Here is a 24893-nt window from a genome sequence, read left to right as displayed (position 1 = left end):
GACAGCCGCGGGAGCGATATGTGGCGCGCCCCGTCCATAGCAAAGCTATCACCCCCCTCAAGCAAGGGGCGGGTTTCACCCCGCCATGGCGTCCGCTATGTCCCAGCGCGAAACATAAGGGGGGACGCACGGATATGGATCGAGTGCTTGGACTTGCATGGGCGGCGCAAACGCCCTTAGGTGACGCCATGACGGGTCGCACCACCTGTCGTCATGCACCGCAGGAGCGGCCGTGACGATCAATCCGCTCTATTCCCTGACGGGCTTCATCGTCGGCACGCTGGTCGGGCTGACCGGCGTTGGCGGCGGATCGCTGATGACGCCGATCCTGGTGCTATTGTTCAATTTCCACCCGGCTGCGGCCGTCGGCACCGACCTTCTCTATGCCTGCGTCACCAAGAGCGTGGGCAGCCTGGTCCATGGCTGGAAGCGATCGGTCGACTGGGCGATCGTCGGCTGGCTGGCGCTGGGATCGATGCCGGCCGCGATCGGCGCGCTGATGGCGCTCAAGGCAATGGGGCCGCCGTCGGCCGCCGTAGTCGATCCGATCAAGGTGACGCTGGGGGTAATGCTGTTCCTCACCGGCCTGGTGCTGCTGTTCCGCGATCGGATCACGGCCTGGTCGCGCACCCATGGCCAGGATCGCAGCCCCGCCACCACCCGCAACCTCACCATATTGCTGGGCGTGATCGTAGGCGTGGCGGTGACCATTACTTCGGTCGGCGCCGGCGCGATCGGCGCGACCGCGCTGCTGATCCTCTATCCGCGCACGCCGCTCGCCCGGATCGTCGGCAGCGACGTCGCCCATGCCGTGCCGCTGACGCTGGTGGCGGGCATCGGCCATTGGTGGCTGGGCACGGTCGACATGTCGCTGCTGGCATCGCTGCTGATCGGGTCGATCCCCGGCATCATCGTCGGTAGCCTGCTCGCCTCGCATGTGCGCGAAGCGGTGCTGCGCACGATCCTGGCGACGATCCTGATCATCGTCGCGCTGAACCTGATCCTCTGATCCTGCCGCGTCAGTCCGGCAGGAAACCAGTCTGACGCAGGCGATCAAGGGAGTCGCGCGCGATCGGCGCGGACAGGCCGTTGGTCAGCCGGATTTCCCGGCCCTTGCCCACGCTTGCTCCGTCGGCAAGCGCCGCCTTGGCCACCCACCAGCTGCGATGGGTCTGCGCGCCGGGCACATCGTCCATTTCGGCAATGGCATCGCGCAGCCGCATCAGGATCAGTTCGCTGCCATGCGGCCCATGGATGCGGACATAATGATCCTCGCTCTCCAGGGCGATTATGGGACCGGTGAAAGCCGGGCTGAGACGCTGATGAAGGCGAACCTGCTTTCCCGCCATCGGCGTGAGCGGCGGCGCACCATCGGTCGATGGCGACACGAAGGGTGAGGCCGGTCCCATATGATCGTCATAATAGCGCAGCAGATGCGCGTCTGCCCGCTCCGCCCACCAGGCGATGGTCATCACCAGCAGGCAACAGAGCAAGGTGAAGGGCAAAAGGCCGGCATAGCCGCCCAGCAGTCGCACCTCATCCCGCCCGACCAGCCGCCAGATCAGCGCCATGGGAAAGCTGGAGGCGACCATACCCCAGAAGACCAGCGACCCGCGCGGCAACCGCGTCGCCCGCGCAATCGCCCGCCAGGCGATCAGCGTCGGCCGCGCGAGGATATAGGCGCCCATCAGCATGATCCACCATCGCCCGGCGCGCAGCAGGAAATCGCCCGACAAATAGGTGCCAAAGGGGCCAAGAAAGCCGATCACCGCCGCGACCGGCAGCATCGCCCAGAGTTCGAGCAGCACACGGCGGAGACGTTTCACGCAATCCCCCTCTCCATTCGCGAAACGCGAACCGGGAATGGCCCGGTTTTCCGCGCTTTTTCTTCTATTCCTCCTGCGTGACGAAAAGCCGCTTGCCCGTCAATCGTGGGCTGCCATCGCTCCCTCTCATACCGGCGGGCCGATGAATGGATCATCCGCGCCGACCGGCCAAGGAGACAGACCATGACCGATTTTCTGAGCACCAAAGGCGCGATCGCCATCATGTGCTGCGCCATCATCGCCCATATGGGCGCCTTTGCCCTGGCCCTGGCCTGATGCGCCGAACAGCCCCTGCCCGGCCCGCCCGGCGCCGTATCAGGCGTCAGGGACAGGCCGGGTTGCGGGCATCGGGATAGGCGAGATAGCTTATGCTCGCCGCTGGTAGCGACTGCATGCCTCGCGCGGCGACGCCCTTGAGATTGGGCAAGACGCCATCCTGCCCCACCGCCAGCGTCCGGCCGTTGAGCTTCACGCTGCCCGCGTCCAGATTGTCGGCGGTCAGAGTGTAGCGGGTCGCCTTGCCGGCGAGCGACAGGCTGGCGGGATTGGCGGTATCGAGATTGATCGCGACCAGCGCGACGCCGCCCGGTGTGCCGCGCAGACACTGGCTGTAGAGATGCAGCTTGCCTTCATCCCGGCCCGCATCCAGCACGACATTGCCCATCAGCCGCGCCCATAGGACCGCCGCCCAATAGCTCGGCCGCGGCATCATCGTCGCCTCATCGATCAGCGCATAGTCGCTGGCCGCCAGCGTATTGTGGAAGACCACGGTCACGCCCTGCTTCGCCTGCCGCCCCAACTGATCGACATAGCGGAAACTGTCGCGCCAGGTCGCTGCCCAGGCGTCGCCGCCGCAGGCCGCCTGCGCCGTTTCGGTGATCCAGATATCGGTGCCGGGCGCGAAACGCTGCTGCCGTTCCTTGTAATAGGTCGCCGTGCTGTCGGCGCGCGCCAGCCAATCCTCGTCCAGTGCCCGGTCCGGGCTGATCCCCGCGCTCTTGTCCATCGCGGCGCAGCGTTTCGAGACGGTGCCGTAGAAATGATAGGAGAAGATATCGACCCTGGGGCGCGGCTCGGCGCTCATCAGTGCGTCGGTCGGCACCACGCCGATATTGCGCGGCATGATGACGAAGCCGGCCTCGCCCGTGCTGCCCGGCCCGACGATCTTCATCTGCGGCGCATCGGCATCGCGGAAGGCGCGAAAGACGGCCATGTCGCGGGCGAAGGCGGCCGCGTCATAGCGCTTGGGCAGGCCGACCATAGATCCCGCATTGGGTTCGTTGATGAGTTCGGCGGCGTAGATATGGCCGCCTAGCTTCTCGGTATAGGCGTTGAGGCGGCGCGCCTGATCGGGATCCCACACGCCCGACGCGTCGCGCGCGCCGTCGCTCACGGGGAAGGATACGACCAGCTTGCCGCCGACGGTCTTCACGAAGTCGACGACGCCGGCCCATTGGGCACGGGTCAGGACGCTCTGATAGCCCTTGGGCGGCGTGGCGGGCGGCGGCGTATCGCTGTCATGGAAATAGACGGCATTGGCCCAGCCGCCACTCACGCGCACATAGGTCGGCCCCAGCGCGCGGGCGAGATTGCGCAGCCGCGTGTCACCGGTCAGGTCGATCGGCTCGCGCTTGCGGAACATGACGGCGGCGATGTCGACGCCGCCGCTGCCGCCGGCCGCCGGCTGGGGCGGCGCCTCGCCCGGCTTGGGATAGGGCGCCCAGAAGCGACCGCCAACCACCTCCACCATCTCGACATTATAGGCCTGATACTGGTCATCGACCTTCGCGACCTGAGCAAAGCGACCGGGGTCGGCGGGAGGCGTGGCAGCGCCCAGCATCACGCCCGTCATCGCCAGCAGGGGAAGACTGCCTACCATCAACATGCGGCCCTTCGTCACGGCATCCTCCCTCGATTTTGCGGGAGGCTAACCCGGCGCCTGCACGCCCACAAGTTGGCATGACCAATTTGGACAAACCAATCACAGCGGCGATGCACCCAAACCATGCGAATTTTGCGATTTTCCTTAGGAACAAAAGGGGCACTTGTGAATTTGCATTTCAAGGCCGCAATAATATCCAATCCGACAAAATATCCCGAAAATAGACGATCCCCGTACTATTCCCGAGGTTCGTTCAGCGTGATTTTGGATAGAATGAAAAGGAACAGGGAGTATCCAGCCATGAAGCCAATTCGTAGCGCTAGCAGCCCCCAAGCCCGCGTCGCCTTCACGCCGACCAGCAAGAAGGCCGGCCAGTGGGTCCAGACCCCGCACGGCTTCGTCAGGGTGGACAGTCCCGCCCCGAAACATGCCGAGTGAACGGATCGGCTGAACCGGCCAACTGAACCGATCTGACGGCCGGGCTTATCGGGCGGACAGCCCCTTGTTGCCGCCGTGCAGGCGCAGCTTGAGGCTGTTCTGATAATAGGCCACGGCCTGATATTGGCCGATCAGGACCGTCAGTTCGATCAGTTGCGCCTCGTCCAGACGCGCAGCCAGCACGGCCCAGGTTGCGTCGGCGATCATGGCGTCGCCATGCAGTTCCTCGACGGCGCGCAGGATCGCCCGGTCATGGTCGTTCCAACCCGGATCGGCCGAACCGGTCACGATCCGCTCCACCTCGTCCCGACCGATGCCGGCATGGCGCGCGATCATCACATGCTCGCCCCATTCATAGGGCGCCTGACAGAGCCAGGCGACGCGCAGGATCGCCATTTCCCGATCGCGCGCAGAAAGCTTGCCCTGCGTCAGCAGCGTGACGCCAACATCGGTCTGGCGGGCGAACAGCGCGGGATGGCGCATCATGGTGCGAATGATTTCGGGCAGACGCGCCAACACAACGGACATGTCGCCCTGCCCCTGCGCCTGGGCTTCGGTTACGTCGGTCAGCAGGTCCGCCTCGCGCGCGTCGATGCTCTGGTTGATGGCGATCATCTGCCGGATCAGCGGGTCGAGATCGGCGCTATATTCGTCGATGCTCAGCGCTTCGATGCGGGGCGCATCGCCCAATATCTGGGCATGGCGGCGCGCGATGCGGGCGGTTGCGGCCTCTCCGTCCATGCCCTTCCCCTGCGTTCTTCTGGCCGCGATGGGGTGGCGCGACGCCCCGGCTGTGTCAAACCGCCGGGGCGCTATCTGTCAGCTCAATATTCGCCGGGTTCCGAATGAAACTCGTGCCAGACGCCATTGAGGATGCCGAAGCCGACGGCCAGGCCGACGCCCAATATCCAGGCAAAATACCACATAGGTCGGATCCTTAGTAAAAGTCGGGGTTGAGGCGGATTTCGCGGTCGGTCACCCGGCCGAACATCACCTTATAGGCCCAGGCCGTGTAGGCCAGCACGATCGGCAGGAAGATGACGGTGCAGATCAGCATGGTGAACAAGGTGCCGTGGCTGGACGAGGCATTCCATGCGGTCAGGCTGGACCCCGGATCGATCGAGCTGGGCAGGATGAAGGGGAACATCGACAGGCCGACGGTGCTGATGATGCCGACATTGGCGATCGACGAGCCGGCAAAGACCAACGTGTCGCGCCGGCCACGAATGCCCAGCAGTGCCAGCACCGGCCCCGCAAAGCCCAGGATCGGCGCCAGCAGCATCCAGGGATGCGCCGCATAATTGTCGAGCCAGGCGCCCGCCGCCGCGACCGCGCCGCCCAGATGCGGGTTGGACGGGCCATTGGGATCGATCACGCCATCGACGCGATAGCCCATACCGCTCCAGGCGACGAACAGCCCGCCGATGGCGAACAGCAGGATCGACAGGATCGCTGCGCCCTGACCATAGAGGCGCACGCGCTGCAGCACCGGCCCCTGCGTCTTGAGGCTGAGCCAGCCGGCGCCATGCAGCACCAGCATCGCGACCGACAGCAGGCCGGTCAGCAGGGTGAAGGGCGTGAACAGGCCCAGCAGCGATCCTTCATAGAACATGCGCAGATCGCCATCGAGGCGGAAGGGCGCACCGACCAGCACATTGCCGACCGCGACGCCAAAGACGAGCGCGGGCACCAGGCCGCCGACGAACAGCGCCCAGTCCCAGCCGGCACGCCAGCGAGCGTCCGGTTTCTTCGAGCGATATTTGAAGCCGACGGGTCGCAGAATCAGCGCCGACAGCACCAGGAACATGGCGAGATAGAAGCCGGAAAAGCTGACGGCATAGACGAAGGGCCAGGCGGCAAAGATGGCGCCGCCGCCCAGGATGAACCAGACCTGGTTCCCTTCCCAGGTGGCGCCAACGCTGTTGATGATCATGCGCCGTTCCTCGTCGGTCCGGCCGGCAAAGGGCAGCAAGGCCGCCGATCCCAGGTCAAAGCCGTCGGTAAGGGCGAAGCCGATCAGCAGCACGCCCAGCAGCAGCCACCAGATGACGCGCAGCGTTTCATAATCGAGCGGAATGGTCATTGTCCTAACTCCGGTTGGCGGGCGTCATTCGGCGGGCACGGCGCGGAAATCGGGCGCCGGCTCGGCGGGGCTGTCAGGCCGCCAGGGGACATAGCGTTCCGGCCCCTTGGCGATGGTGGCGAGCATCAGCTTCACCTCGATCACCGCCAGGATACCGTAGAGCAGGGTGAAGCCGATGATGGTGGTCCACAATTGCGGCACCGTCAGGCTGGAGGCGGCGAGGAAGGTCGGCAGCACGCCGTCCACCGCCCAGGGCTGGCGCCCGATTTCCGCCACCGCCCAGCCGACCTCGATCGCGATCCAGGGCATCGGCATCATGAACAGGGCCAGTTTCAGGAACCAGCGCGCATCGAACCGCCGCATCGACGAGAAGGCAAAGGCGGTCGCGAAGAAGGCGATGAAGGCAAAGCCCAGCCCCGCCATGATGCGGAACATCCAGAAGATCGCCGGCACATTGGGCACGGTACTCCAGGCCGCCTTCTCGATCGTCGCGGCATCGGCCTGGCGCGGATCGGCGATGAAGCGCTTCAGCAGCAGGGCATAGCCCAGATCCGCCTTGTTGCGCTCGAACGCTTCCCGCGCGACCAGGTCGTTGCGATCGACCTTCAGTGTCTCGACCGCATCATAGGCGATGATGCCGGCGGCGATCCGCACCTTGGCGGTGTCGACCAGCTGGTTGATGCCGGTGACTTCGCCGGTCAGGCTGCGGGTGGAGATGAGGCCCAGCACATAGGGTATCTTGATCTCATGCGTGGTCTCGCGCCCGCTGTTGGACGGCAGGCCGAACAGGGTCAGGCCGGCCGGTGCAGGCTCGGTCTGCCACATGCCCTCGATCGCGGCGAGCTTCATCTTCTGGTTCTCGGTCAGCGCATAGCCGCTTTCGTCACCCAGCACGACGACCGACAGCGACGCGGCAAGGCCAAAGGCGGCCGCGACGGTGAAGGAGCGCTTGGCGATGGCGACATGCTTGCCCTTGAGCAGATAAAAGGCCGACACGCCCAGCACGAAGACGCTGGCACAGACATAGCCGGCGCTGACGGTGTGGACGAACTTCGCCTGGGCGACCGGATTGAAGATCACCGCCATGAAGTCGGTCACTTCCATCCGCATCGTCTGCGGGTTGAAGGTCGCGCCGGTGGGATGCTGCATCCAGCCATTGGCGACCAATATCCACAGCGCCGACAGGTTCGACCCCAGCGCCACCATGAAGGTGGTGAGCAGATGGCCGCGCTTCGACAGGCGATCCCAGCCGAAGAACATGAGGCCGACGAAGGTCGCCTCCAGGAAGAAGGCCATCAGGCCCTCGATCGCCAGCGGCGCGCCGAAAATGTCGCCGACATAGTGAGAATAATAGGCCCAGTTGGTGCCGAATTCGAACTCCATGGTGAGGCCGGTGGCCACGCCAAGGACGAAGTTGATCCCGAACAGCTTGCCCCAGAAGCGGGTGATATCCCGCCAGATCGGCCGGTCCGTCATGACATAGACGCTTTCCATGATGACGAGCATGAAGGAAAGGCCCAGTGTCAGGGGCACGAACAGGAAATGGTATAAAGCTGTGAGAGCGAATTGCAGCCTGGATAATTCAACGACGGCCATGCTTATCATCGCGACCCCCTTTCTTCCCTGAACCAAGTTGGCTGGCGAAATATGGACGTGACGGCGCTACATCATTGAGACAGATCAAATTATATTCTGCCGCCAAACCTAAATGAATGGGACGCAAGGTCTAGCTAGGGAAAACCGCAGGCATGGGTTGGGTCATCGACATCATCGGCGCCGCTCTTTTCGCGGCGGGACTGGCGCAGGGTGTCAGTGCGCTGGCCGATGGCGTCGCGATCGGCTGGCGGTCGCCGCTGCTGCTCTTGGCCGGCGGGCTGGTGCGTGCGGCCGGGCTGATGCTGGCCCATGTCCAGGCGATCCGGTCGGCCCAGCGCATCGTCGCCGCGCGGCGATCGACGCTGCTGCCCCGGCTGCTGGGCGGACGGCTGGCCCGTCCGTTGCTGGCGGGCGAGAATGCCACGCTGGCGATCGACCATCTCGCCGCGATCGAGGCGCATGGCGCCCGCTTCCTGCCGATCCGCAAGGCGGCGGCGCTGGGGCCGCTGCTGGTCGCCGCCATCGTCGCGACCGCAAGCTGGGTTTGCGCCGCGATCATGCTGGCAACCTTGCTCCCCTTCGCCTTCGGCATGGTGCTGGCGGGCACGGCGGCGCGGGCGGCGGCGGAGCGGCAACTGGCGGCCTTGGCCGAATTGTCGGGCCTGTTCGTCGACCGGCTGCGCGCGCTGCCGCTGATCCGTCATCATGGCGCGCAGGTGCGGATCAGCCGACAAGTGGCGGGCGCCGCGCAGGAGGCAGCGACCCGCACCGGCGCGGTGCTGCGCGTCGCCTTCCTGTCGGGGGCCGTGCTGGAATTTTTCGCGGCGCTCTCGGTGGCGCTGGTCGCGGTCTATTGCGGTTTTGCGCTGCTTGGCCTGCTACCCTTCCCCGCCCCCGAAACACTGGAGCTGCGCGCCGCGCTGTTCGCGTTGGCGCTGGCGCCGGAATTCTACCTGCCGATGCGCCGCTTGGCCGCGGCCTATCATGACAAGCAGATGGGCGAAGCGGCGGACAAGGCAATCGCTGCCGCCCTGCCGGACGTGGAGGCCGCGCTGCATCCGGCCAGCGCGCCGTTCGATGGCCTTCATCTCAAGGATTTGCGGATCGGCATCGGCTCTGGAATCGGTCCGGTCAGCCTGATGCTCAAGCCGCATGACCTGATCGCCCTCACCGGCCCGACCGGCAGCGGCAAGACCAGCATGCTCGCCGCGATCGCCGGACAGATTGACCCGGCCTCGGGCGAACTCTCTCCGGTAGATCCCGCGCGCATCGCCTGGGCGGCCCAGCGGCCGCTGCTGCTGCCCGGCAGCCTGGCCGACAATATCGCCCTCGCCCGCCCCGATGCCGACCGAGCGGAGATCGCGCAGGTTGCCGCGCGTGTCGGCTTGACGCCGATGCTGGCCGCGCGGCCCGAAGGGCTGGACCTTGCCATCGATCATCAGGGGGCGGGCCTGTCGGGCGGCGAACGGCGGCGCATCGGCCTCGCCCGCGCCATCCTGTCCGAACGGCCCGTTCTGCTCTGCGACGAACCCACCGCCGATCTGGATGCGGAGAGCGCCGCCGACATCATCGCCCTGCTGGTCGCCTTGTCGGCCGAGCGGGCGATCCTGGTCGCCACCCACGATCATCGCCTGACCGCCGCCGCCCGTCTGGAGGTGATGCTGTGAACCCGATCCGGATCGCGCTCGACAAGGCGACAGGCTCCGCGATGCTGCTGCGCCGCGCGACGCTGTGCGCCGTCATTGCGGCGCTGGCCGGCATTGCGTTGCTGGCGCTGGCCGGCTGGTTCCTGACTGCCGCCGCCATGGCCGGAGCGGCCGGCACGGTCGCCGTGCAGGCGTTCAACTATCTGGTGCCCAGCGCCGCGATCCGGCTGCTCGCCATATTGCGCACAGTCTCGCGCTATGGCGAGCGGCTCTGGTCGCACCGCGCCGCGCTCGAAGCCATGGGCGGCCTGCGCGCCAGCCTGTTCGCGCGCCTCGCCGCTCAGGACAGCCGCACCGCCCTGCCCTTGTCCAGCGGCGACGCCGCCGCGCGGCTGACCGGCGACATCGACGCGCTGGAGGATCTGGTGGTGCGCCGCCCCAGCCGGATCGCCGGATTGATGGCGGCGCTGGCCGGCGTGATGCTGGCGGCGAGCGGCGGCTGGCTGTCGGCCCTGCTGCTGGCGGTCATGCTCGCCGCCCTGCCGCTCTTGCTGCGCATCCTTGCCTGCCGCCTGACCGAAGGCCCCGCACAGCAGGCCGCCGATGCGCTCGGCGCAATGCGCGCGCGCTATGTCGAACTGGCGAGCGCCCGCGCGGAAATCGCGGCCTATGGACTGGGGGATCGCGTGATGGCCGAATTGGCACCCCTCACGCACCGACTCGACCGGGCCCGCGCCCGCCTGTTCATCGGCGAAGGCGTGCAGGCCGCCCTGCTCGCGGCCTATAGCGCGCTGGCGGTCATGCTGGTGCTGCTCGGCGCCGATGCCCCCGCGCCGCTGGTCGCGCTTGCCTTGCTGGCCAGCGCCGGCGCGGTGGAGGCGATGGCCGGGCTGTCGCGCACCGCCTTCCGCCAGGCCAGCGTCGATGCCGGCCTTGCCCGGCTGGCCGCGCTTGATGCACTGCCGCTGGACGATGCGCCTGCGCCATCCGCCGCGACAGCCCAAGTCATCCGTTTGGGCGGCATCGAGTTGCGCCCCGGTGCGCGGGTCGCCGCCACTGGCCGCTCCGGTTCGGGCAAGAGCCTGCTTGCGGAGGGTCTGGCCGGGCTGCGTCCGGTTACGGCCGATGTCGCGCTTGGCGGCCATCCGCTGGCAGCCTGCTCCGGGCCGGCGCTGCGCGACCAGTTCGCCCTCTCGCCCCAGGACGCGCCGATGCTGGCCGGCAGCATCGCCGACAATCTGCGCATCGCCCGGCCCGGCATCGATGCGGCCGATATGGCCGATGCGCTGCATGTCGCCTGTCTCGACCAGCGCATCGCCAGCCTGCCCGGTGGCATCGACTATCGGCTGGGTGAAGCCGGCGGCACCTTGTCAGGCGGCGAACGCAAGCGGCTGTCGCTGGCACGCGCGCTGCTGACCGGTCGTCCCTGGCTGTTGCTGGACGAGCCGACCGAGGGGCTGGACGCCGCGACCGAGGCGCTTCTGATCAGCCGGCTGCGCATCTGGCTCGACCGGACCGGCACCGGCCTGATCCTGATTTCGCACCGCCCCGCGCCACTCACGCTGACCGACCGACAGGTGCCGGTGTCTGCAATCGCCCCCCTGCCGGGCCAGGGTCTACCCGGAGTGGCAAGCGCGGCGTGAGGATGATAGGCTTTGTCTTGCAAGCGCTTAGAGCCTGTTTGAAAAATCGCGAAAGGGCGATTTCCAGTACGGTTCCAGCCCGCGCCCCCGCCCAACCACCCGATCCAGTGTCATCCTGTCGGGTGGTTGGGCGGGGGCGCGGGCTGGAACCGGCTTTCTCAAACGGGCGCTTAGCTACCACCTGACCAGACAGGGAGATGTTCGTGCCGCCAACCATCCTCATCGCCACCGATCTGACCGCCCGCAGCGACCGGGCCTTTGACCGGGCCGTCGAACTGGCGACCGATCTGGGCGGCACGCTGCTCGTCGCCCATGCGCTGGACAAGGGCGATGCCGCCCATGTCGCCCGCGCCTCCGATCGCGCCAAACGGGTCATCGCCAAGCTGACCGAGGGCGTCGCCGCGCCGGTCGAACCGGTGCTGATCCAGGGCCGCGCGCCCGAAACCATCGCGGAACTGGGCAAGGAGCGGGGCAGCGCGGTGATCGTCGTCGGCCCGGCCCGCCACAATCATGTCGGCGACTTCATCCTGGGCACGGCGGTCGATTATCTGGTCCGGCGTTCGCCCGTGCCGGTGCTGGTGGTCAAGGAACGGCCGCGCCATCCCTATCGGCGCATCCTGATCGCCACCGACTTTTCCGACTGCTCGCTCCATGCCGTGCAGATGACCGCGATGCTGTTTCCCAAGGCGCGGCTCGATCTGGTCCATGTCTATGATGGCGGCTTCCCCTCCCGCCTCGATCCCGACCAGACCTTGGCCTTCGCCCGGTCGGAAGCGGAACGGGAAAGCGCCGAATTTGCCGCTCGTCCGGAACTGGCCGGCCAAGCCCGCCCGTTCCAGGTCGAACTGATCGAGGGTCGCGCCGGCGAGGTGCTGCCGACCCTGATCGCACAACGCGATATCGACCTGCTGGTGCTGGGCGCCCATGGTCGCAGCGGCTTCGTCCATGCACTGATCGGCAGCCGCGCCTCCGAATTGCTCGAAGGCGCGCCCTGCGACGTGTTGATGGTGCGCGATTAGAAGGCGTCGATCTCCAACGCCATGATCGACGCTTCACCGGCGGCGATCGTGGCGGCGAGGCCCTGCGCCTGCGGCAAAACGCGCAGCGCGAAATAGTCGGCCAGCTTCAGCTTCGCCTGATGCAGCGGGCTGTTGCCCTGCGCGGCCGCCTGCGCCATCCGGGTCCACATCCAGCCCATCGACACCAGCGCGAACAGGCGCAGATAATCGACAGCCGCCGCGCCGGCTGCATCCATGTCCGCGCCCTGCAGGGCCGCCGTCGCCGTGCGCAGCGCGTCGAGCGCCGTGCAGGTGCTGCGCGCGATCACGCTCCCACCGGCTGCTTCCACATCGGCCGCGATCAGGGCGAAATAGCCTTCGACCACCGCGCCGCCCGCCATCGGCAGCTTGCGCCCGACCAGGTCTGCCGCCTGCACGCCATTGGTGCCTTCATAAATCTGGGCGATGCGCGCATCGCGCACATATTGTTCCATGCCCCATTCGCGGATGTAGCCATGGCCGCCAAAGACCTGCTGCGCCTGCACCGCGCTTTCGAACCCGAAATCGGTGAAGGATGCCTTCACCACCGGCGTCAGCAGCGCCACCAGCGCGTCGGACCTGGCGCGCTCGCCGGCGTCGGCGTGGTGCTGCGATCGGTCATGCTGCAGCGCGGTCCAGCCCGCCAGCGCGCGCCCGGCCTCCACGAAACTGCGGATATTGAGCAGCATCCGGCGAACATCGGCATGTTCGATGATCGCCACCGGCGCGCGCTGATTGTCCGCACTGCGACCCTGCAGCCGTTCCTTGGCATAGCCCGCCGCCTGCTGATAGGCAGCGCCGGCAATGCCAAGCCCTTGGATGCCGACCATCAACCGCTCGGCATTCATCATCGTGAACATGGCGGCCAGGCCGCGATGCGCCTCACCCACCAGCCAGCCGGTCGCGCCGTCATAATTCATGACGCAGGTCGGCTGGGCATGGATGCCCATCTTCTTCTCCAGCGCGCCGACCGACATGCTGTTGCGCTGGTCGAAGGCACCGTCCGCGCCGGGCAGGAATTTGGGCACCAGGAACAGGCTGATCCCCTTCACCCCCGCCGGCGCATCGGGCAGGCGCGCGAGCACCAGATGGACGATATTACCGCCGAAATCATGGTCGCCCGACGAGATGAAGATCTTCGTGCCGGTCACCGCATAGCGGCCATCGCCTTGCGGCTCGGCCTTGGTCTTCAGCAGGGCAAGGTCGGTGCCCGCACTGCTTTCGGTCAACGCCATCGCGCCGGTCCATTCGCCGCTCACCATGCGCGACAAATAGGTCGCCTTAAGTTCCTCGCTGGCATGGGCGGCGATCGCCTCGCAAGCGCCACGGGTCAGGCCGGGGAACAGGCCAAAGGACAGGTTCGCGGCCGACAGCATCTCGTCCAGCCACAGCTGCAGGATGAAGGGCAGCCCCTGCCCGCCATGGTCGGGATCGGCCGACAGCGCCGCCCAGCCGGCATCGGCAAAGTCGCGATAGGCCTGGGCAAAGCCGGGCGGCGTCCGCACCGCGCCGTCGATCAACTGGCTGCCATGCTCGTCGCCTTCGCGGTTGAGCGGCGCCAGGCGCTCGGCGCACATGCGCCCGGCCTCGTCCAGCACGGTCACGGCCAGGTCGGCGTCGACATCCTTGTTCAGCTCCGCCATCGCCTGGTCGAAGCCCAGCACCTCGCTCAGCAGGAAGCGATAATCGTCGATCGGCGGAACATAGCTGTACATCGAACCTCTCCAAATTTGCTGCGGATCAGCTATACCAAACATCTGTTACAGTCAAACGCGCACGGCATCCTTGCCGCTGCGACGCACACCGTTGACGCCCAGACTATAACCGATCGTGGCGAAAAATGGCGACGATCTGCGCGGCGATCTGCGGCCGCGTCAGCCGGCCATCACGATACCAGTCGGCCGCAGAATTGAGCTGGCTGAGCAGCAACGTGCGATAGAGCGAACGGTCGATGTCGGCCGGCAGCGGCAGCGCCGCCACCAGATCCCGGAACAATTGCTCGAACCGGTCGCGGCGCGCCACAAGCTGGTCGCGCACGCCATCCGGCACCGCGCGAAAATCATTCATCATCGGCATGGTCAGCGAATCCGCCGCCAACTGAATATCCAGCAGGCTGGCGCAAGCCGCCTCCAGCCGCGCCCAGGGATCGGCCTGCGTCGCGACCGCCGCCGCGATCCGCGCCTCGGCCGCATCCAGCGCGCCATTATGCAGTTCGACGAACAGCGCGTCCTTCGACTTAATATGGTGGTAGAGCGATCCGCCCAGCACCCCGGCCTGCTCGCCAATGTCGCGCATCGACGTGCCGCGATAGCCCTTGCGCGCAAAAAGCTGCGCGGCGATTTCCAATATCTGGCGGCGGCGGCCCGATCCTTCGTCGCGCCCGCCCGCCGATGCGGCATCCCCGATCGTCATGTCAGCGCGCTAGCACAGGGCGGGACCACAGGCCACGCCCCGTGCGATCGCTCCCGGCTCAGGCCGGCACCTTCTGGCCATAGGGCGCATCGGCGTCGCGCGCCGGGATCGCACCGCGCCGACCGATATTCCAGCCGGCCAGACGGTGCCCGGCCAATGCCGCCTCTGCCGGCTCCGCGCCGGCCAGCCGCGCATGCAGATAGCCGCCGTTAAAGGCATCGCCCGCGCCGCTCGAATCCACGACATCGACCCGCGCCGGCGGCGGCACGAGCGCGCCACCGACCAGACAGCCTTCGGCGCCCAGCTTGACCACGATCTCGCGCCCATCACCCGCGCCCCAGCGGGCCGCGGCGTCGGCGGCATCATCCGCCTCGCCCATTTCGACCTCGTCCGCCAGAGTCGGCAACCCGATGTCGCACAGCGCGATCGCCCGGTCGCGCCACGCCCGCGCGGTCGCGGCGTCGCTCCACAGGCGCGGCCGGTAATTGCCGTCGAAGGCGATCCGGCCGCCCCGTGCCTTCACCCGTTCGCACAGCGCCAGCAACGCCTCGCGGCCGGCATCGGGCAGGATCGCAAGCGTGATCAGCGAAAAATAGAGCAGGTCCGACTGGGCGGCGGCATCAACCATCGCGCCGCTTTCGGGCAGGTCGAACATCGCCCGCGCCGCGGCCTCGCCGCGCCAATAATGGAAGCTGCGCTCGCCGGTCTCATCCGTCTCGATCGCATAGAGGCCGGTGGTCCGGCCGGGTGTGCCGATCAGCAGGCCGGTATCGACGCCTTCCGCTTCCCAAGCCTTGCGCAAATCCTCGCTCATTGGATCGGCGCCGATCGCGCTGGCAAAGCGCACCTTGTCCCCGGCCCGCGCCAGGTGGATCGCGGTGTTGATGACATCGCCACCATAGCGCAGGTTCCAGCCATCGCCGCTGCCCCGGCTCAGTTCCAGCATTGCCTCGCCGATGACGGTGATAGTCGCGTCGCTTGCCATGTGATCCTCTCTGATTGAAGCAGCGTCGTGCGGGGCCTGCCCCATGAAGTCAAGCCGTTGCGATCCCGTCCCATATGGCGGAACAGATTGCATCGTGCCGCGTTTGCCATAGGCAAAGATACAGGATCGAAAATGTCAGGGGCGGAAATGGGGACGACAGAGACAGGCCAGCCGGTCAACCGGTTCGAATTGCTGGTCCAGAGCGTCACCGACTATGCGATCTTCATGCTCGATCCGGCCGGCTTCGTCGTCAGCTGGAATAGCGGGGCGCAGCGCATCAAGGGGTACAGCGCCGACGAGATTATCGGCCAGCACTTTTCCGCTTTCTATACGGAGGAGGACCGCGCCGCCCATGTGCCCGCCGCCGTACTGCGCACCGCCGAGGTCGAAGGGCGGTTCGAGGCGGAAGGGTGGCGCCTGCGCAAGGATGGCACCCGCTTCTGGGCCAATGTGGTGATCGATCCGATCCGCGACCCCGCCGGCCATCTGCTCGGCTTTGCCAAAGTCACCCGCGACCTGACCGAACGCCGCGCCGCGCAGGAGGAACTGCGCCGCAGCGAGGAACGCTTCCGCCTGCTGGTGCAGAGCGTCACCGACTATGCCATCTACATGATCGATCCGGTCGGCACGATCACCAGCTGGAATAGCGGTGCCGAACGGTTCAAGGGCTATAGCGCCGAAGAGATTATGGGCCAGAATTTCGCCCGCTTCTATTCGGAGGAAGACCGCATGGCCGGCCTCCCCTCCCGTGCGCTCGATACCGCCCAACGCGAAGGCCGGTTCGAGGCGGAGGGCTGGCGCATCCGCAAGGATGGCACCCGTTTCTGGGCCAGCGTCGTGATCGATCCGATCCGCGATCCGGCCGGCGAACTGCTGGGCTTCGCCAAGATCACCCGCGATCTTACCGAACGGCGTCAGGCGGCCCAGGCGCTGGAGCAGGCGCGCGAGGCGATCTTCCAGAGCCAGAAAATGGACGCCATCGGCAAGCTGACCGGCGGTGTCGCCCATGATTTCAACAATCTTCTGGCCGTGATCGTCGGTAGCCTCGATCTCGCGCGGCAGCGTCTTGCGGCCGGTGCTGATATCAGCCGCTATCTTGACAATGCCATGTCCGCCGCCGATCGCGGCGCCACCCTGACCCAGCGGATGCTCGCCTTTGCCCGCAAGCAGGAACTCAAGCTGGAACAGGTCGACTGCATCGGCCTGATACATGGCATGGCCGATCTGCTCAAGACCACCATCGGCAGCAGCGTCGCGATCGAGACGCGCTTCCCGCTGTCGCTGCGCCCGGCCCATGCCGACCCGGCCCAACTGGAACTGGCGCTGATCAATCTGGCGGTCAATGCGCGCGACGCCATGCCCGACGGGGGCCGCCTGTTGATCGAGGGCAGCGAGATTACGCTGGCGCTGGGCGACCAGCCCGATCTCGCAGCGGGCAGCTTCATCCGCCTTACGGTCACGGACGAAGGCGAAGGCATGGATGAGGCGACGCTGGCCCGTGCCCGCGAACCCTTCTTCACCACCAAGGGGGTGGGCAAGGGCACCGGCCTTGGCCTGTCGATGATCCACGGCTTCACCCAGCAATGCGGCGGCGCGATGACCATCGCCAGCCAGCCCGGCAAGGGGACCAGCGTGTCCATCTGGCTACCCGTCGCCCTGACCGACGCCAGCAACGAGCGGGCGGCCGTCCCGTGCGAACCGGACGAGCTGGAAACCGAACCGCTGGTCATCCTGGCGGTCGATGATGATGATCTGGTGCTGACCAATACCGCCGGCATGCTGGAAACGATGGGCCATACCGTGTTCCAGGCCGGATCGGGACGGGAAGCGCTGCACATGCTGGAGCAGGGTCGCATCGATCTGGTCGTCACCGATCATGCCATGCCCGGCATGACCGGCGCGCAACTGGCCGACGCGATCGAGCAGGCCTATCCCGACCTGCCCGTGCTCATCATCACCGGCTATGCCGAACTGCCCGCCGATGCCAGCCGTCGCCTGCGCCTCGACAAGCCTTTCCGCCAGGCGGAACTGGCGATGATGGTCCACCGCATCCGCCACGACAGCGCTCTCCGCCGACTGGTTCCCATCGGCACCGATAGCCATCCCTGAAGTCATCCCCGACAATATGTGACAGAATTTCACATATTTTCTTGGCCTTATGTCTTGCCATCGTCATGCGCATGGCCGATGGCGATTGCATCCTGACCGCCAGCAACTCCACAGGATCGCATGAACAAAGCCACGCATCCGACGCCGACATCGCATTTCTTCACATCCCTGCGGACGCGGCTTCACTATCTCGACTGGGGCAATCCGTCGGCGCCGCCGCTGATCCTGGTCCATGGCGGTTTCGACCATGCACGCAGCTGGGACTGGACCGCGCGTTCGCTCGCCCGCGACTATCATGTCATCTGCCCCGACCTGCGTGGTCATGGCGACAGCGGCTGGTCGTCGGACGGCTCCTACATGATGGCCAATTATGTCTATGACCTGGCCCAGCTGGTCGAATTGCTCGATCGCCGGCCGGTCACCATCGTCGGCCATTCGCTGGGCGGATCGATCAGCCTGCGTTATACCGGCCTATACCCCGAAAGCGTCGCGCGCGTGGTCGCGATCGAGGGGCTGGGCCTGTCGCCCGACCGCATCGCCGAACAGGCAAAACGCAGTACCGAAGAGACATGGAAGGGCTGGATCGACACCCGTCGCACCAATGCCCGCCGCTCGCCGCGCCATTATGCCACGATCGAGGCCGCAGTCGCCCGCATGCGCGAACGCAACGACCATCTGTCGGTCGAACAGGCGCTGCACCTCACCCTCCACGGCGTGAACCGCAACGAGGATGGCAGCTATAGCTGGAAGTTCGATCCCTATCTGCACGGCGCCGCCCCCCAGGCCGGCACAGACGAAAATCTGCCCGACTTCTGGCGCCGCATCACCTGCCCGACGCTGCTGTGCCTCGGCCTCGACAGTTGGGCGTCAAACCCGGTCAAGGATGGCCGCATCGCCCATTTCCAGCAGGCCCGGCTGGTGGAATTTCCCCATGCCGGCCACTGGCTGCATCACGACCAGTTCGAGATGTTCGTCAAGGAACTGCGCGTCTTCCTGGCGGAATGAGGTACGGCCTCAGGGCCTGTTTGGAAAACGCGCAAGAGCGCATTTTCGATGCGGCACCAGCCCGCACCCCCACCCGACCGCCCATCAGGATACCATGTCTGGGCGGTCGGGTGGGGGTGCGGATGCGCCGGAAGCGCATGCCCAGACAAGCCCTCAGGCAATGAAGCCTGAAACCGCCGCCTGATATTCCGCCTTCAGCTGGGCGATGAAGGCGCCCGCCGGCTGCACCGCCTTGATCGCGCCAATGCCCTGGCCCGCGCCCCACACGTCGCGCCACGCCTTCTTGTCGCCGGCCAGGCTGGCGAAATCCATGTCGGCCGCCTTGGGCAGCTTGTCCGGGTCCAGCCCCGACGCGACGATGCTGGGGCGCAGATAATTGCCCAGCACCCCGGTGAAGACGTCGGAATAGACGATGTCGGCCGATGCGCTATCGACGATCATGTCCTTGTAGGCGTCGAGCGCGTTCGCCTCGGTCGTGGCGATGAAGGGCGACCCCATATAGCCAAGGTCCGCGCCCATCATCCGCGCCGCCGCGATCGACCGACCGGTCGCGATCGCGCCCGACAGCGCCAGCGGCCCGTCGAACCATTCGCGGATTTCCTGGACCAGGGCAAAGGGCGACAGCGTGCCGGCATGCCCGCCCGCGCCCGCCGCCACCGCGATCAGGCCATCGGCGCCCTTTTCGATCGCCTTCCTGGCAAAGACATTGTTGATGACGTCGTGCAGCACGATGCCGCCATAGCTGTGGATCGCCTCATTCACCTTCTCCTGCGCGCCCAGCGAGGTGATGACGATCGGCACCTTATATTTGACGCACAGCGCCAGATCCTCTTCCAGCCGCGCATTGGTGCGGTGGACGATCAGATTGACGGCAAAGGGCGCATCCTGATCGGTCAGTTCCGCACCCAGTTGCCGCAACCAGGCCTCGAACGTGCCGGACGGGCGCGCATTGAGCGATGGAAAGGCGCCGACGATGCCGGCACGGCACTGAGCGATCACCAGTTCCGGCTGCGAGATGATGAACATCGGCGACCCGATCAGCGGCAGGGACAAACGGCCTTGAAGCGAAGCCGGCAGGGTCATGATCGGGGTCTCTCCTTTATCTGTCCGAACCGCGCTATCATCGCTCCGCGCCCGGAAAAAGGCCAAAATCAACCGTATTGCTCAAGCAATACAGTGATGCTATGATCCCGATCCAGGCCCGACAAGGAGTGCCCCAGAATGTATAGCGAGAGCGATCTGCAAGATGCCGTAGCGGCCGGCGCGCTGACGCCCGCCAGCGCCCAGGCGCTGCGCGACCATGTCGCCCGGCTACGCGCCAGTTCGGTGGACGAGGAACATTTTCGCCTGCTGACCGGCTTCAACGATATTTTCGTCGCCATCGCCTCGGTGATCCTGCTGGTCGCGGTCGCGGGACTCGGAAACGAGGTTCACCTCGGCATCACCACCCCGCACCAGCCCTCCTTCGTGTCCGGCCTGTTCGTCGCTGGCACCGCCTGGGGCCTGGCTGAATATTTCACGCGACGCCTGCGCATGGCGCTGCCTTCGATCCTGCTGCTGCTCGCCTTTGTCGGCGGCATCGCCTTCACCGCAGCGCTGCTGATCGGACCGATGATCCCCGACGCGCAGAATGACGGCGCGGGCCTGGTCGCCTCGCTCGCCGGCCTCAGCGCCGCCATCGCCGCCTGGTTCCACTGGCGCCGCTTCATGGTGCCGATCACCGTCGCCGCCGGTGCTGCCGGCGCGGCCGCGATCGTTGGCGGCCTTGCCATGTGGCTGATCCCGTTCAGCCACACCCTGCCCTTCATCCTGCTTCTGATCGCCGGCCTTGCCATCTTCACCCTCGCCATGCGCTGGGACATGAGCGATCCGGGCCGCACCAGCCGCCGCTCCGACGTCGCCTTCTGGCTGCACCTGACCGCCGCACCGATGATCGCCCATTCGCTGTTCCAGTTGCTGGGCATCACCCATGGGCTGGTCGATGCGGGACAGGCCTTCCTGGTGATCCTGCTCTATCTCGCCTTCGGCCTGGTGGCGCTGGCGATCGACCGTCGCGCACTGCTGGTCTCCAGCCTCGCCTACGTCCTCTATGCGCTCTACAGCCTGTTCCAGAAGGTCGGCGCGGTCGAACTGTCCGCCGCGCTCACCGCGCTGGTGATCGGCGGCACGCTGCTGCTGCTCTCGGCCTTCTGGCACCGTGCCCGCGCCACGATCGTCACCGGCCTGCCGCCGGCGCTCGCCAGCCGCCTGCCCTATCTCAATCGCGCAGCCGCCTGATCAACCCAACGAAAAGGGGCCGCTTCGTCCACAGGAAGCGGCCCCTTTTTTCACATCCATTCCCGGTGATGTCAGTTCATCGCCAGGATCATGTTGCGCACCTGGGGATAGACCTGCTTTTCCCATTTGCTGCCGGAAAAGACGCCATAATGGCCAACGCCCGGCTGCAGATGATGGCGCTTCAGATGCGGCCGCAGACCGGTGCAAAGGCCATGGGCCGCCGACGTCTGGCCAACCGCGCAGACATCGTCCTTTTCGCCCTCGACCGTCAGCAGCGCCGTCTTGCGGATCGCGCCGGGGTTCACCGCCCGGCCATGGACCGTCAATTCCCCTTTGGCCAGCAACATGCGCTGGAACACCATGTCCACCGTTTCCAGGTAGAATTCCTTGGTCATGTCGAGGACCGCGAAATATTCCTGGTAGAAAGTCTTGATCTTGTCGGCCTCGATCGTCTTGCCGTCGGCCAGCAACTGATACAGTTCGCGATGCTGCGACCCGTGTCGCTCCATGTTCATCGACATGAAGGCGGACAGTTGCAGGAAGCCGGGATAGACCTCGCGCCCGCGCCCGGCATATCGGAACGGCACGGTGGAGATCAGATTCTCCTCGAACCATTCGATCGGCTTCTCGTTCGCCAGTTCGTTGACCACCGTCGGCGCCGCGCGCGGATCGATCGGCCCGCCCATCAGGGTCATCGACTTGGGCGTCGCCGCATCCTCATCCTCGGACATCAGCGCCACGGCGGCCAGCGCCGGCACGCAGGGCTGGCACACCGACACCAGATGGGCGCCGGGGCCGATATCCTGCAGGAACTGGATCACATAATCGACATATTCGTCGAAACCGAAGCGCCCCGCTTCCATTGGCACATCGCGGGCATTCTTCCAGTCGGTGATATAGACGTCATGGTCCTGCAACAGCGTCGCCACCGTGCTGCGCAGCAGGGTTGCGAAATGCCCCGACATCGGCGCCACCACCAGCACCTTGGGCTGGGCGGTCTCGACATCGTCCTTCACGAAATGCAGCAGGTCGCCGAACGGCAGGTCGAGCACGATCTCCTCGCGCACCTCGACCTCGGCATTGCCGGTCTGGACGCGGTCAATGCCATAGGCGGGGCGCTTGTGGGTCATACGCGCGCCCTGGAACACGTCCATCAGCGCGAACATGCGGCGCGGCATCGGCCAGTCGGCGACCGGACCCATATGGTCGCGCATCGCCAGCGCCATCTGCGCCCCGAAGCGGGCCGGGGCCAGCATGTCTTCCATGGCCTGGTAACCGTCGTAAAGCATTCGCATATTACCAAAACAACCTTGTTCAACCTGGGGGAGACGACTCGGTTCTTCCCTTAAACGCTATACATGCTTTTCATGTTGCACTGCATCATGAATGATGGAAAATAACATTCGGCATGTCTGCCAGGGAACCGCCCCTGCGATTTTGCGTTTGGGGGCCGGGAACCGTGTATCGGGAGAGCATGGATGGCCGTCGCGGAACTCACTCTATCCAGCAAGAACTATTCCTCCTGGTCGCTGCGCGGCTGGCTCTTGTGCCGGCTCGCCGGGCTGAAGGTGGAGGAAAGGATCATCGCCATCGATGATCCGGAAAATCGCGCCGAACTGTTGCTCTTGTCGCCATCGGTGCTGGTGCCGCGCCTCACCCATGAAGGGGCGAGCGTCTGGGACACGCTCGCAATCGCGGAATATCTGCACGAACTCTATCCCCAGGTCGGCATGTATCCCGCCGAACGCATCATCCGCGCCCATTGCCGGTCGGTCTCGGGCGAAATTCATTCGGGCTTCGCCAATCTGCGCTCTGCCCTGCCGATGAACCTCAAGGTCCGCCATGACCGCTTCCCGATCTTCTCGGGTGCCAAGCCCGATATCGAGCGGATCGAGACGATCTGGACCGAATGCCTCGACGCCTATGGCGGCCCCTGGCTGTTCGGGGAAAAGCCGACCGTGGCCGACGCCATGTTCGCGCCGGTGGCACAGCGCTTCCTCACCTATGCCGTGCCACTCTCGCCCAGGTCGGCGGCCTATTGCGACACCATCAACGGCTGGCCGCTGATGCGCGAATGGATCGACGCCGCCCGCGCCGAACCCGATGATATCGAGGAACTGGATATCGAGTTCTGAAACGGCCCTTTCCCCCGCCCTGTGCGGGGGTTAAGGCACGGGGATGAAACACGCCCTCCCCCTCCTGGCCCTCGGCCTTGCCACCCTGTCCTTCCCCGCCAATGCCCAGACCGACCCGGCGAAAACCGATCCGGCCAAGCTGGAACAGTCGGTTCGCACCATGGCGTCCGACCTGTTCGAGGGCCGCGCGCCCGGCACCGTGGGGGAAGAGCGCACGATCGGCTATCTCGTCGCCCGCTTCGAGCAGCTGGGGCTGGAGCCGGGTGGCCCGGACGGCCAGTGGGTGCAGACCGTGCCGCTGCTCCACACCCGCCTTGGCCAGTCGGAAAGCCTGTCGGTCGCGCAAAATGGCGCCGCCACCCCCTGGACCTTCGGCAAGCAGGTTTATCTCTCCACCCTCCAGCCCAAGGACAAGGTCGCCGTCGCCAATGCGCCGATGGTCTTTGTCGGCTATGGCGTATCCGCTCCCGAACGCGGCTGGGACGATTTCAAAGGCGTGGACCTGAAAGGCAAGATCGCCGTCTTCCTGATCAACGACCCGGACTTTGAAGCCGCGAAGGGCGAAGACCCGTTCGGCAAGTTCGGCGGCAAGACCATGACCTATTATGGCCGCTGGACCTACAAGTTCGAGGAAGCCGCCCGCCACGGCGCGATCGGCGCGCTGATCGTCCATGACACGCCGGGCGCCGGCTATGGCTGGAACGTCGTCGTCAGCCCCGGCGGCGAGAATTACGACCTTGTCCGCCCGGCCGACAAGCTGACCAGCCTGCAGGTGCAGGGCTGGGTCGAGGGCGAGGCGGCAAAGGCCCTCTTCGCCGGCGCCGGTCAGGATCTGGCCGCGCTGCGCAAGCAGGCCCGCTCAGCGAAATTCAAGCCGGTCGAACTCAAGGGTGCCAGCTTCTCCGCCGCCTTCCCGGTCACCCAGGAAGTGGTCAAGAGCGCCAATGTCATCGCCCGCATCCCCGGCGCTAAGCGCCCGGACGAAACCGTCATGTATGGCGCCCATTGGGACGCCTATGGCAAGGGCGCGCCCGACGCGCAGGGCCGCATCTATCGTGCCGGCGCCAATGACGACGCGCTCGGCATGGCCGGCCTGTTCGAAATCGCCCGTATCTTCAAGGCCGGCCCCACCCCCGACCGCTCGATCGTCTTTGCCGCCTGGACGGCGGAGGAGCGCGGCCTGCTGGGATCGGAATTTTACGCCCAGAACCCGCTCTACCCGCTCGACAAGACGGTCGCGAACCTCACCATCGACGTGCTCCAGACCGCCGGCAAGGCCAAGGACGTGATCCTGATCGGCAAGGGCCAGAATGTGCTCGAGGACGATCTCGCCAAGTTCGCGGCCAAGCAGGGTCGCGTCATCACCCAGGAAAGCCTGCCCGAACGCGGCCTCTTCTACCGTGCCGACCATTTCTCCATGGCCAAGCGCGGCGTGCCCGTGCTGCTGATGATGGGCCTCGCCGGCGCATCCGACATGATCGATGGCGGCCGCGCCGCCGGCCAGGCCTGGATCGATGCCTATACCGGCAAATGCTATCACCAGGCCTGCGACGCGGTCGACGATACATGGAAGCTGGACGGCGCCGCGCAGGACGTGGACCTGATGTATGACATCGGCCGCGACCTCGCCTTTTCGGCCCGCTGGCCCGAATGGAAGGCCGGCTCGGAATTCAAGGCCATCCGCGACAAGAGCGCGGCGGTCCGGAAGTAATCCCCTTCTACTCCCCTCCCTTTCAAGGGAGGGGCCGGGGGTGGGTGCCTCCGCAGGAGGCTCACTTCGTTCGCCACCCACCCCTTGATCCCCTCCCTTGAAAGGGAG

21 protein-coding genes are annotated in these 24893 nt (G+C 66.0%); 10 read left to right on the top strand and 11 right to left on the bottom strand.

The genetic code is table 11. From position 1 onward, the window contains the following. The first annotated feature begins 232 nt into the window (after window positions 1-232). Window positions 233-1009, top strand: coding sequence for a sulfite exporter TauE/SafE family protein (locus DIZ22_RS03805; RefSeq protein WP_048938866.1), 777 nt, complete (start codon window positions 233-235; stop codon window positions 1007-1009). A 10-nt stretch (window positions 1010-1019) separates the two neighbouring features. Here the strand turns inward: DIZ22_RS03805 and DIZ22_RS03800 are convergent, their stop codons facing one another. Together DIZ22_RS03800 and DIZ22_RS03795 are read right to left on the bottom strand one after the other, a co-directional pair. Next, window positions 1020-1826 carry a LytTR family DNA-binding domain-containing protein gene (locus DIZ22_RS03800; RefSeq protein WP_234415613.1) on the bottom strand — a complete coding sequence of 269 codons (807 nt, stop codon included), beginning with the start codon at window positions 1824-1826 and terminating at the stop codon, window positions 1020-1022. 322 nt (window positions 1827-2148) lie between these two features. Next, entirely contained in the window at window positions 2149-3726 is a 1578-nt protein-coding gene (locus tag DIZ22_RS03795) for a hypothetical protein (RefSeq protein WP_234415614.1), read from the bottom strand. Between the two features lie 282 nt (window positions 3727-4008). Between DIZ22_RS03795 and DIZ22_RS21615 the strand changes: the two genes are divergently transcribed. Then, on the top strand, window positions 4009-4146 hold the full coding sequence (locus DIZ22_RS21615; protein ID WP_004207766.1) for a hypothetical protein: 138 nt from the start codon (window positions 4009-4011) through the stop codon (window positions 4144-4146). Between the two features lie 45 nt (window positions 4147-4191). On the opposite strand, the gene DIZ22_RS03790 is transcribed toward DIZ22_RS21615, so the two are convergent. The 4 genes from DIZ22_RS03790 to DIZ22_RS03775 form a co-directional block, all read right to left on the bottom strand. Then, window positions 4192-4887: a carboxymuconolactone decarboxylase family protein gene (locus tag DIZ22_RS03790; RefSeq protein WP_048938869.1), complete on the bottom strand. Its 696-nt coding sequence runs from the start codon at window positions 4885-4887 to the stop codon at window positions 4192-4194. A gap of 83 nt (window positions 4888-4970) precedes the next feature. Further along, window positions 4971-5072, bottom strand: coding sequence for a cytochrome bd-I oxidase subunit CydX (gene cydX / locus DIZ22_RS03785; protein WP_004207768.1), 102 nt, complete (start codon window positions 5070-5072; stop codon window positions 4971-4973). Between the two features lie 11 nt (window positions 5073-5083). Beyond that, window positions 5084-6229 carry a cytochrome d ubiquinol oxidase subunit II gene (gene cydB / locus DIZ22_RS03780; protein ID WP_048938870.1) on the bottom strand — a complete coding sequence of 382 codons (1146 nt, stop codon included), beginning with the start codon at window positions 6227-6229 and terminating at the stop codon, window positions 5084-5086. 24 nt (window positions 6230-6253) lie between these two features. Continuing rightward, the gene (locus DIZ22_RS03775; protein WP_048938871.1) at window positions 6254-7834 is read right to left on the bottom strand and encodes a cytochrome ubiquinol oxidase subunit I; all 1581 of its coding nucleotides are present in this window, start codon (window positions 7832-7834) and stop codon (window positions 6254-6256) included. Between the two features lie 143 nt (window positions 7835-7977). On the opposite strand from DIZ22_RS03775, the gene DIZ22_RS03770 reads away from it, so the two are divergent. From DIZ22_RS03770 to DIZ22_RS03760, 3 genes are all read left to right on the top strand, one after another. Next, window positions 7978-9492, top strand: coding sequence for an ATP-binding cassette domain-containing protein (locus tag DIZ22_RS03770; protein WP_048938872.1), 1515 nt, complete (start codon window positions 7978-7980; stop codon window positions 9490-9492). Next, the gene (locus tag DIZ22_RS03765; protein WP_048938873.1) at window positions 9489-11114 is read left to right on the top strand and encodes an ATP-binding cassette domain-containing protein; all 1626 of its coding nucleotides are present in this window, start codon (window positions 9489-9491) and stop codon (window positions 11112-11114) included. Before DIZ22_RS03770 ends, DIZ22_RS03765 begins: the two co-directional genes overlap by 4 nt. Window positions 11115-11311: 197 nt before the next feature. Then, entirely contained in the window at window positions 11312-12133 is an 822-nt protein-coding gene (locus tag DIZ22_RS03760) for a universal stress protein (RefSeq protein ID WP_107917630.1), read from the top strand. Here the strand turns inward: DIZ22_RS03760 and DIZ22_RS03755 are convergent. The 3 genes from DIZ22_RS03755 to DIZ22_RS03745 form a co-directional block, all read right to left on the bottom strand. Further along, window positions 12130-13866, bottom strand: coding sequence for an acyl-CoA dehydrogenase (locus DIZ22_RS03755; RefSeq protein WP_048938874.1), 1737 nt, complete (start codon window positions 13864-13866; stop codon window positions 12130-12132). The two genes, DIZ22_RS03760 and DIZ22_RS03755, sit on opposite strands and share 4 nt — an antisense overlap. Window positions 13867-13969: 103 nt before the next feature. Continuing rightward, window positions 13970-14563 (bottom strand): TetR/AcrR family transcriptional regulator, encoded by a 594-nt coding sequence (locus DIZ22_RS03750; RefSeq protein WP_048938875.1) that lies wholly within the window; start codon window positions 14561-14563, stop codon window positions 13970-13972. Window positions 14564-14621: 58 nt separating this feature from the next. Next, window positions 14622-15548 carry a sugar kinase gene (locus DIZ22_RS03745; protein ID WP_048938876.1) on the bottom strand — a complete coding sequence of 309 codons (927 nt, stop codon included), beginning with the start codon at window positions 15546-15548 and terminating at the stop codon, window positions 14622-14624. Window positions 15549-15695: 147 nt separating this feature from the next. Here DIZ22_RS03745 and DIZ22_RS03740 point away from each other — a divergent pair, with 147 nt between their 5' ends. After that, window positions 15696-17657: a PAS domain-containing sensor histidine kinase gene (locus DIZ22_RS03740; RefSeq protein WP_122927917.1), complete on the top strand. Its 1962-nt coding sequence runs from the start codon at window positions 15696-15698 to the stop codon at window positions 17655-17657. A 120-nt stretch (window positions 17658-17777) separates the two neighbouring features. Beyond that, entirely contained in the window at window positions 17778-18662 is an 885-nt protein-coding gene (locus DIZ22_RS03735) for an alpha/beta hydrolase (protein WP_048938878.1), read from the top strand. Window positions 18663-18815: 153 nt separating this feature from the next. On the opposite strand, the gene DIZ22_RS03730 is transcribed toward DIZ22_RS03735, so the two are convergent. After that, window positions 18816-19745: a nitronate monooxygenase family protein gene (locus tag DIZ22_RS03730; RefSeq protein WP_122927916.1), complete on the bottom strand. Its 930-nt coding sequence runs from the start codon at window positions 19743-19745 to the stop codon at window positions 18816-18818. Between the two features lie 138 nt (window positions 19746-19883). Between DIZ22_RS03730 and DIZ22_RS03725 the strand changes: the two genes are divergently transcribed. Beyond that, window positions 19884-20939: a hypothetical protein gene (locus DIZ22_RS03725; protein ID WP_048938880.1), complete on the top strand. Its 1056-nt coding sequence runs from the start codon at window positions 19884-19886 to the stop codon at window positions 20937-20939. A gap of 71 nt (window positions 20940-21010) precedes the next feature. Here the strand turns inward: DIZ22_RS03725 and phaZ are convergent, their stop codons facing one another. Continuing rightward, window positions 21011-22234 (bottom strand): polyhydroxyalkanoate depolymerase, encoded by a 1224-nt coding sequence (gene phaZ, locus DIZ22_RS03720; RefSeq protein WP_038292992.1) that lies wholly within the window; start codon window positions 22232-22234, stop codon window positions 21011-21013. A gap of 183 nt (window positions 22235-22417) precedes the next feature. Here phaZ and DIZ22_RS03715 point away from each other — a divergent pair, with 183 nt between their 5' ends. After that, on the top strand, window positions 22418-23074 hold the full coding sequence (locus tag DIZ22_RS03715; protein ID WP_004207782.1) for a glutathione S-transferase: 657 nt from the start codon (window positions 22418-22420) through the stop codon (window positions 23072-23074). Between the two features lie 43 nt (window positions 23075-23117). Next, the gene (locus DIZ22_RS03710) at window positions 23118-24785 is read left to right on the top strand and encodes a M28 family metallopeptidase (protein WP_017502405.1); all 1668 of its coding nucleotides are present in this window, start codon (window positions 23118-23120) and stop codon (window positions 24783-24785) included. Window positions 24786-24893: the final 108 nt, after the last annotated feature.

The sequence above is a fragment of the Sphingobium sp. LF-16 genome (genome assembly GCF_003711185.1).
GTDB classification, from domain to species: Bacteria; Pseudomonadota; Alphaproteobacteria; order Sphingomonadales; family Sphingomonadaceae; genus Sphingobium; species Sphingobium yanoikuyae_A.
Note: the sequence above shows the minus strand (reverse complement) of the source record. Positions and strands in the feature narration are given on the sequence as shown.